The following is an 8,712-nucleotide window of genomic DNA, read 5'->3' as shown; positions in this document are numbered from 1 at the left end:
ACCGGTGACGGTGCGGCGTCCCTCCCATGCCGGGAACGGGGTCGCGGACGGCATGGGACACCTCACGTACGGCACGGGTGCGAGCGAACGGACGCCCTTGACCTTAGTGGGCCGCACGCCGCCGGGGACCCCCCGGCGGATCACCTCCTGGGACGGCCTCCCCGCCTCGGCGGTCCGGCGGGGAAGGTCAGCCCATCGAGCCCGTGAAGTGCTCTCTGACCAGGGACTCCACGACGGTGAGGTCGCGGGCGACGAGGGCGTCCAGGAGGGCCCGGTGTTCGGCGGCGTCGGCGACGAGGTCCGCGTGGCGGAGGGCGGGCGCGCTGATCAGGGGCCACTGGGAGCGGCGGTGCAGGTCGTCGGCGACGGTGAGGAGCTGTTCGTTGCCGGCGAGGGAGAGGACCGCGCGGTGGAAGGCACGGTCCGTCTCGGCGTAGTGGGCGCGGTCGCCGCGCGCCGCCGCGGCGGCGGTGGCCTCGGCGAGCGGACGGAGGGCGGCCCAGTCGGCGGAGGGCACGGTACGGGCGAGGCGGAGCATGACCGGGACCTCCAGGAGGGCACGGACCTCCGCAAGTTCGGCGAGCTCGCGCGGCGTGCGTTCGATCACACGGAAGCCGCGGTTGGGGACCACCTCGACGGCGCCTTCGACGGCGAGGCGCTGCATGGCCTCGCGGACAGGGGTGGCGGAGACGCCCAGGCGCTCACCGAGGGCCGGGGCGGAGTACACCTCCCCCGGGGCGAGCTCGCCGCCCACGAGCGCGGTGCGCAGGGCGTCGAGAACCTGGTCGCGGACGGAGTGGCGGTGCACCTGGCGGGGCACCGCCCCGGGGGCGGGGACGCCCGCCACGTCCTCGTCCCGCTCTCCGTGGGTGTGCTCGCCCCGTACCGCCTGTTCGGGCACGCGTACGGCTCCGCCGGACGGCGGGGACGGCCTCTCCGTCGCCCGCTCGCGCGCTGCGCCCTGCTCCACCCGGGTCCTCCTGCGGCCTCGTACCGGGCCCGGCTCGCGATACCGGGATCCTCTGTGCACGATAGGCGAACGGGCGACACGGGAGGTCACGGGCTCCCGCCGGTGATGAAAGAGCGGGAGTGATCCGGTAAGGTAAGGCTTACCTGCCAACGATCGCGATTCGGTGGTCCGCATGACCGTCCCCGCCCTGTTGCCCGCCCGCACCGCCTCGTCCGTCCCGTCCGGCTCTCCGGCGCCGGTGCCCGCCTCCCCCGTCGCCGCGGCGTACGCCCGGCTGACCGAGGTGTTCCCGGGCCTGCGGGTGGAGGAGACGGGCGGGGACGCGCGGGTGCCGCGCGGAGCGGGCTGGATCGGCTCGGACGAGCTGGCGGCCGGCGGGGCGGGCCTCGACGCCTTCCTCGCCCGGGACGAGGCGCAGGTGCTCCGCGACTACGGGCAGGAGGCCCGCCCCGACGTGGTCGCGAGCTTCGCGCTGCACCGCTACGCCTGGTCCGCCTGTCTGCTCGTCACGGTCCCCTGGTTCCTGGAGCGCCGGGTCCCCCGGCTGCCCGCCGCGCACGTCGCCTTCCACCGGGCCACGGGCCGCATGGCGGTGCGCGTCGAGGAGTTCGCCTGCCTGCCCGGCGACCCGGCCGCCGCCCTGCCGGGCGCCCGGGTGGTCGCCGACGAGGAGGCGCTGCGCGCGGAGGTACGGGCCTCGCTCGCCGAGCACTTCGAGGCGGTCCTCGAAGGCTTCCGCCCCCGGATGCGCCGGGGGAGCCGGGCCCTGTGGGGCATGGCCACGGACGAGATCGTCGAGGGCCTCTGGTACATCGCGGCCCTGCTCGGCGAGGAGGAACGGGGCAAGGCGGAGCTCGAACTGCTGCTGCCGGGCACGGCCAAGCCGTACGTGGGCGGGGCCGGTTTCCGCGAACTGCCGGGCACCGGGGGCCCGGCCGGCGCCCCGCACACCACCCGCGACCGGGCGGCCTGCTGCTTCTTCTACACCCTGCGCCCCGAGGAGACCTGCCTCACCTGCCCGCGCACCTGCGACGCGGAGCGCGTCCGGCGCCTGGCGGCCGCGGCGGCCGGCGCCTGACCTCCCCGGGGAGCCCTTCGGGGAAGCCCGCACCTTACGCCACCCTCAAGGGTGACGTCCGTCGAACACAACTCCCCTGCTCCGCTTGTACGTTCGACCAGAAGCTACCCGTTCGTGCGCCCCGCGTCCCCTATGGCGTGCACTTGCCCGGAAACCCCGTGTGCGCCCCACGGGCTCGGCCAGTATGGGCGGCCAAAGGCCCTACTGCGATGCAAGGGACACCGCATGAGACTGACCGACATATCGCTGGACTGGCTGCTTCCGGGCGGCGTGATGGTGGCCGGAGTCCTGACGGCGGTGGCGGTGCTCGCGCGCGGGAAGCGCGCCGGTGACCAGGCCGCGGCCGAGGACTCCTGGGAGCGCAGCGAGGAGCGTCGCAGACGCAAGGAGGCCGTCTACGGATTCGCCTCCTACGGCCTGCTGTTCTGCTGCGCCGCCGTGGCGGCGGCGCTCTCCTTCCACGGGCTCGTGGGCTTCGGCCGGCAGAACCTCAACCTGTCCGGCGGCTGGGAGTACCTCGTCCCCTTCGGACTGGACGGCGCGGCCATGTTCTGCTCGGTCCTCGCCGTGCGCGAGGCCAGCCACGGTGACGCGGCGCTCGGTTCGCGCCTGCTCGTCTGGCTGTTCGCCGGTGCCGCGGCCTGGTTCAACTGGGTGCACGCCCCACGGGGCCTGGGCCACGACGGGGCGCCCCAGTTCTTCGCGGGCATGTCCCTCTCGGCGGCCGTCCTCTTCGACCGGGCGCTGAAGCAGACGCGCCGGGCGGCCCTGCGCGAACAGGGCCTGGTGCCCCGTCCGCTGCCGCAGATCCGGATCGTCCGGTGGCTGCGGGCCCCCCGGGAGACCTTCGCCGCCTGGTCGTTGATGCTCCTGGAGGGCGTACGGACCCTGGACGAGGCCGTGGACGAGGTGCGGGAGGACCGGCGCGAGAAGGAGCGCAACCGCATCCGCCGCCGGGAGCAGGCCAAGCTGGACCGGGCCCGGATCAAGGCGCTCAACCGGCAGCACCGTGCCTTCGGGCTCGGCCGCGGCGGCGGACGCCAGGTGGAGGTGGCGGCGCTGGCCGCCGGTGCGGGGACCGGCGGTGCGGGCGCCGGCGCGGAGACGGGGCAGGCCTCCGGCTCCGGATCCGGTTCCGCGACGGGCTCCGTGCAGGCGGCCGTCGCGGAACCGGCCATAGCGGATCCGGGACAACTGCCTCTTCGGCCCCGGCCCTCCCTGCAAGCCGTCAGGGGAACTGAGTCACGGACGGTGGACCTCACCGCCGAGGACGACACCCAGACGCTGCCCCGGCTCGACTCCCTGGAGCGCAAGCTCAAGGACCTGGAGCAGCAGTTCGGCTGATCACCGCGCCTCCCGCCCGAACGGCGGGGCCGCCCTCAGGCGGCCCCGCCGTTCAGTTCGAACCACACGACCTTGCCCACCCCGTGCTCCTCGACCCCCCAGGAGTCGGCCAGCTCCCGCACGAGGACCAGCCCCCGTCCGTGCGTACCGTCGTCGGCGGGCGGTACGGGCGGAGGGGTGAGCCCGGGGACGAAGTCGCGGACCTCCACCCGCAGCTGCTCCGGCACGACCGTCGCGGTCACGACGGCCCCGTGGTCGGTGTGGACGAGGGCATTGGTCACCAGCTCGCTGGTGAGCAGCTCGGCCACGTCGGAGGCGCCCGGCCCGCCCCAGGCCCGCAGCAGTGCGCGCAGCGCGTGACGCACCTCCGGCACCGCGGTGAGATCCTCGCACCCCACCTTCCTGAGCAGTCGCGTCGGCTGTCCTGCCTCCCCTGCCATAACCCCCACCCATGCGTCGCGTCGAACTGGTCCCCGGAAGGCTGCCCCACCCGCACGCCCGCATGCCCGCGCGACGACGCCCGTGTCAGGGCCGGGGCACGTTCCGGAGGTTGGAGCGGGCCATCTGGAGCATGCGGCCGACGCCGCCGTCGAGGACGATCTTGCTGGCGGAGAGGGCGAAGCCGGTCACCATCTCGGCCTTGATCTTGGGCGGGATGGAGAGGGCGTTGGGGTCGGTGACGATGTCCACGAGGGCGGGGCCCTTGTGGCGGAAGGCGTCCTTGAGGGCGCCGGCGAGCTGTTTGGGCTTCTCGACGCGGACGCCGTAGGCGCCGGCCGCACGGGCGACGGCGGCGAAGTCCGGGTTCTTGTAGGAGGTTCCGTAGGAGGGCATGCCGGCGACCATCATCTCCAGGTCGACCATGCCCAGCGAGGAGTTGTCGAACAGGACGACCTTCACGGGGAGGTCGTACTGGACGAGGGTGAGGAAGTCTCCCATGAGCATGCTGAAGCCGCCGTCGCCGGACATCGACACGACCTGGCGGTTGCGGTCGGTGAACTGGGCGCCGATGGCCTGGGGCAGGGCGTTCGCCATGGAGCCGTGGCTGAACGACCCGATGATCCTGCGGCGCCCGTTGGGCGAGATGTAGCGGGCGGCCCACACGTTGCACATGCCCGTGTCGACGGTGAAGACGGCGTCGTCGTCGGCCAGGTCGTCGAGGACCGAGGCCACGTACTCGGGGTGGATGGGAACGTGCTTCTCGACCTTGCGGGTGTAGGCCTTGACGACTCCTTCGAGGGCGTCGGCGTGCTTCTTCAGCATCTTGTCGAGGAAGCGGCGGTTCGTCTTCGGCCGGACGCGGGGGATGACACAGCGCAGCGTCTCGCGGACGTCCCCCCAGACGGCGAGGTCGAGGCGGGAGCGGCGGCCGAGGTGCTCGGGCCGGACGTCGACCTGGACGATCTTCACGTCGTCGGGCAGGAACGCGTTGTACGGGAAGTCGGTGCCGAGCAGGATCAGCAGGTCGCACTCGTGGGTGGCCTCGTAGGCGGCGCCGTAACCGAGCAGTCCGCTCATCCCGACGTCGTACGGGTTGTCGTACTGGATCCATTCCTTGCCGCGCAGCGCGTGGCCGACGGGTGCCTTGAGCCGCTCGGCGAACTGCATCACCTCGGCGTGGGCCCCGGCGGTGCCGCTGCCGCAGAACAGCGTCACCCGGTCGGCGGCGTCGATCATCCGGACGAGGGCGTCGATCTCGGCGTCACCCGGCCGGACGGTGGGACGGGTGGTGACGAGGGCGGTGCCGGAGGCCTTCTCGGGGGCCGGCTCGGAGGCGATGTCACCGGGCAGGGAGACCACGCTGACGCCGCCCCGGCCGACGGCGTGCTGGATGGCGGTGTGCAGCAGCCGGGGCATCTGCTGCGGGGTGGAGATGAGTTCGCTGTAGTGGCTGCACTCGCGGAACAGCTGGTCGGGGTGGGTCTCCTGGAAGTAGCCGAGGCCGATCTCGCTCGACGGGATCTGCGAGGCGAGGGCGAGGACCGGGGCCATGGAGCGGTGGGCGTCGTACAGGCCGTTGATGAGGTGCAGGTTGCCCGGCCCGCAGGAGCCGGCGCAGGCGGCGAGGCGGCCGGCGATCTGCGCCTCGGCGCCGGCCGCGAAGGCGGCGGTCTCCTCGTGCCGCACCTGGATCCAGTCGATGGCGGGGGTGCGGCGGATGGCGTCGACGACGGGGTTGAGGCTGTCGCCGACCACTCCGTAGAGGCGTTGGACGCCCGCCCGGACGAGGATGTCGACGAACTGTTCTGCGACATTCTGTTTGGCCATGGCTCCATGTACCCATGGCCCGGCCGGTTACGCCTCCCAGACGGCCACCCCCGTACGGTCGTCGGCGTAACCCGTCACCCTCAGCTGGGTGTCGGTGAGGAAGGCGGCGAGGCCGGGCGGTTCCTGGCCGCCCCACCGGCCGGCGAGTTCACGGGCGAGGCCGGGTTCGCCGCGCAGCGGGTCGGCGAGTCCGGGCGAGGCGAGGAGCAGGGTGTCCCCGGGACGCGCGACGGACGCGCGGAAGCGGAACGGCTCGGCGGGCGGCGGGACGGGATCCTCGACGAGGGGGCCGGGCGCGGTCGTGATCCCGAGGTCCATGGTGAGCCGGTCGCCCTCCCCCGTGGCCTCCTCGGCCCCGGCGGGGGCCGGGGGCGGCGGGGAGCCGAAGCCGACGACGGGGGCTCCGGTGACGGCGGTCGCGTCGGGCGGCAGCGGCTCCAGGTCCTGCCAGGCTCCGTCGCGGAGCCGGAAGAGGCCTCCGCCGCCGATGCCGAAGAAGACGCGGGTGCGGCAGGCGGGGTCGGCGGTCACGAGGAGGCAGCGCAGGGCCGCGGTGTACGCCCCGGGGGCGACGCCCCGCTCGGCGGCGCGGGCGCGGAGTTTGCCGTAGGTACGGTCGGTGAGCCGGTGCAGTCCCGATTTGAGGTCGCCGCGGCGGCCGGACCTGATGTCCTCGGAGAGACGGGCGTGGCTGCGGCCGACGGCCTCGGCGATCCACCGGCAGGCGTCGGCGGCGGCGAGGTGGGCGTCCTCGGCGGTACGCGAGCCGGCGGCGACGGCGACGAGGACGAGGGCGCCGTCGTCGTGGCCGAAGCGGGCGGTGAGCAGGGCGTCCCGGCGGGGCTCGCCCCGGAAGCGGGCCGAGTCGCCGCGTACGGAGGCGGCGCGCAGGGTGCAGGTGCCGTAGCGGGCCCCGTCGAGGACGGTGTCGGCGACGAGGTCGGCCGGTTCGCCGGGACGGGCGGCGGGCAGGGCGGTGGGTTCGGGGTCGTACGTGGGGGGCCGGTCGCCGACGAATCCGGTACGGGGCCGGGGCGCGGGCACGTCGGCGGTGCGGCGCCCGGTCCCGGGGGCGGCCCGGGGCGGTTCGGCCGGCGGTGGCGCGGGCGGGGCCTTCGGCGGCGGTGGCGCCGGGAAGGTGCGTGGTCCGGCCTCCGGGGCCTCCCAGGGAGCGCGTCCGGCGGGGGCGCGGGGCGGGGACGGGACGGCCGGGGCCGGGGGTGCGGTCACCGCGTCCGGCACGGCGGGCGGTGCGGGTGCGGCGGGTGGTGGTGGCGCGGGCACGGCCGGCGCGGCGGGCGGTGCGGCCGTGGTGATTTCCGCCGGGTCCCGGGGGCTGGGGGCGGCGGGTGGTGGAGGCACGGTCACCGGATCCGGCAGACGCGGCTCCGGGGCGGGGCCGGCCGTGGCGCGGGTCGCCGAGGCGAAGTGGGCGTCGAGCGAGTCACCCGGGCCGGTTCCGGCCGACGGGCCCGGCGGTGCGGGGTCCGGCGCCGCGTCGTCGTAGAGCTTGTCCCACCAGTTGTCCCCCTGCTGAGTCATGCCCTTATTGTCCACCGCGCACGGCGCCCGAAAACGGGACATCCCCAAAACCGTTACGGCGAATGGGTGGTCCGCCGGGCGACCCCACCCCCCACGGGAAGGACGCCCGGCGGACCGCGTGGTCAGCGCACGTCGTAAGCGCGGACCACGGTCTGGGTGACGGAGTTGCCGTGGGCGTCCGTCAGTTCGGTCCTCAGGGTGACCTGCGCGCCGGACGCGCCCGCGTGGTGCACGGTCGCGGTCCAGCCGTCGCCCTGCTGGGTGACCCGCGCTTCCGTCCAGGTCACGCCGCCGTCGTAGGAGTACGAGAGCGTGGCCGAGGTGAGCGCCGCGGGGGTGTACCCCGCGTGACCCGTCGCGGTGAGGCCGATCTGCTGGCCGTCGGTCGCGGCGAGGGTCTTGAGTCCGTCCTCCGGAAGGTCGTACCGGGGGAAGAGAATCGGGATGCCTTGAGAATAGACGCTCGACTCAAGCTTTGAGGTGAATTTCCAGACTGAGTTGACGGAAGTGGAGCGCGCCCACACCCTGCTCCCGATCTTGCGGGTGTTCTGTTCGAGGGTGTACGTCCCGGCTTCGGCCGGTACCTCGAAGACGCCGGACGGCCAGGCCGTGCGGCCGACGAGCTCGCCGTCACGGCTCAGGCTGAGGTTGCCGACGTCACCGAAGGAGCCGGCCTCGGCGTGGTGGGTGCCGTCGCCCCACAGGGCGTTCGCGAAGCCGATGAGGTTGCCCTGGCGCTCGGCGACGAGGAGCGGCTTCCCGTCCGTGCCGCGCGGGGCGGTGGGGGCGAGGACGCCGTCGTACCAGTTCTCGGTGCGCCGCTCGCCGGGGGCGTGGGCGTGCCGGGGGCCGACCATGAGCTCGCCGAAGGGGAAGCTGCTGCCGACGAGTTGCTGCCAGGTGGTGTCGCCGGGCGTGTACAGCTCGGTGCGGGTGCCGGGGGCGGGGACGGTCTCCAGGCCCGCGAAGGGGACGACGGAGCCGTCGGGCCGGTGAGCGACGGGGAAGTCGGTGAAGTCGGCGGCGATGCCGGCCGAGCCGTACCGGGAGTCCGTACGGCCCAGATGGGCGTCGCGGACGCGGTAGGCCTTGGCGTCGCGGATCTGGCCGTGCTCGGGGAAGGCGAGGTTGTAGACGTACGGGGACCTGGCCGTGGCGTGCCAGTGGAGGGTGACCTCGCCGGCGGCGAGCCGGCCGAGGAGCGCGGTGGCCTCGTCGGACGGGACCGCGAGGACGGGGAGGCCGAGGCCGGTGAAGGAGCCGCCGGGGTACCAGCGGGCGGGGGCTCGGTGGTACGTGAGGACGGCGAGGGCGCCGGCGGCCTTGGCGTCCCGGGCGAGGGCGGCCGTGCCGGTGGCGTCGTCGGGCAGGCGGACGAGGGCGACGCGGCCCCGGACGCCGGCGGCCGCGAGCTCCTCGGGGGTTCCGGTGCCGGCGTCGGCGAGTCGGGCGGAGCCGGTGCCGTCGAGGTTGTCGGAGCCGGTGGAGGCGGTGACCGGGTGGAGGGTCA

At 74.4% G+C, this 8,712-nt stretch carries 6 protein-coding genes and 1 pseudogene; 2 read left to right on the top strand and 5 right to left on the bottom strand.

Translation table 11 applies throughout. The features are described 5' to 3' along the window. Positions 1-187 precede the first annotated feature (187 nt). Positions 188-970 (bottom strand): GntR family transcriptional regulator, encoded by a 783-nt coding sequence (locus RIF68_RS17800; RefSeq protein ID WP_309052254.1) that lies wholly within the window; start codon positions 968-970, stop codon positions 188-190. 172 nt (positions 971-1,142) lie between these two features. Between RIF68_RS17800 and RIF68_RS17795 the strand changes: the two genes are divergently transcribed. Beyond that, positions 1,143-2,048, top strand: coding sequence for a (2Fe-2S)-binding protein (locus RIF68_RS17795; protein WP_309052253.1), 906 nt, complete (start codon positions 1,143-1,145; stop codon positions 2,046-2,048). A gap of 225 nt (positions 2,049-2,273) precedes the next feature. Continuing rightward, positions 2,274-3,392, top strand: coding sequence for a DUF2637 domain-containing protein (locus tag RIF68_RS17790; protein ID WP_309052252.1), 1,119 nt, complete (start codon positions 2,274-2,276; stop codon positions 3,390-3,392). A gap of 35 nt (positions 3,393-3,427) precedes the next feature. On the opposite strand, the gene RIF68_RS17785 is transcribed toward RIF68_RS17790, so the two are convergent. From RIF68_RS17785 to RIF68_RS17770, 4 genes and pseudogenes are all read right to left on the bottom strand, one after another. Further along, the gene (locus RIF68_RS17785) at positions 3,428-3,832 is read right to left on the bottom strand and encodes an ATP-binding protein (RefSeq protein WP_309052251.1); all 405 of its coding nucleotides are present in this window, start codon (positions 3,830-3,832) and stop codon (positions 3,428-3,430) included. An 85-nt stretch (positions 3,833-3,917) separates the two neighbouring features. Continuing rightward, the gene (locus RIF68_RS17780) at positions 3,918-5,660 is read right to left on the bottom strand and encodes a pyruvate dehydrogenase (RefSeq protein WP_309052250.1); all 1,743 of its coding nucleotides are present in this window, start codon (positions 5,658-5,660) and stop codon (positions 3,918-3,920) included. A gap of 27 nt (positions 5,661-5,687) precedes the next feature. After that, positions 5,688-7,202: a protein phosphatase 2C domain-containing protein gene (locus tag RIF68_RS17775; RefSeq protein WP_309052249.1), complete on the bottom strand. Its 1,515-nt coding sequence runs from the start codon at positions 7,200-7,202 to the stop codon at positions 5,688-5,690. Positions 7,203-7,324: 122 nt separating this feature from the next. Then, positions 7,325-8,712 (bottom strand): annotated as a pseudogene (locus RIF68_RS17770) (peptidase); the annotation flags it as partial.

The sequence above is a fragment of the Streptomyces sp. genome (assembly GCF_031178505.1).
GTDB classification, from domain to species: Bacteria; Actinomycetota; Actinomycetes; order Streptomycetales; family Streptomycetaceae; genus Streptomyces; species Streptomyces gulbargensis.
This window is presented reverse-complemented; position numbering and strand designations above follow the sequence as displayed.

Excerpts from the sequence above, each read along its gene's own strand:
- RIF68_RS17775 (WP_309052249.1), bottom strand. The coding sequence starts at position 7,202 with ATGACTCAGCAGGGGGACAACTGGTGGGACAAGCTCTACGACGACGCG.
- RIF68_RS17795 (WP_309052253.1), top strand. The coding sequence starts at position 1,143 with ATGACCGTCCCCGCCCTGTTGCCCGCCCGCACCGCCTCGTCCGTCCCG.
- RIF68_RS17785 (WP_309052251.1), bottom strand. The coding sequence starts at position 3,832 with ATGGCAGGGGAGGCAGGACAGCCGACGCGACTGCTCAGGAAGGTGGGG.
- RIF68_RS17790 (WP_309052252.1), top strand. The coding sequence starts at position 2,274 with ATGAGACTGACCGACATATCGCTGGACTGGCTGCTTCCGGGCGGCGTG.
- RIF68_RS17780 (WP_309052250.1), bottom strand. The coding sequence starts at position 5,660 with ATGGCCAAACAGAATGTCGCAGAACAGTTCGTCGACATCCTCGTCCGG.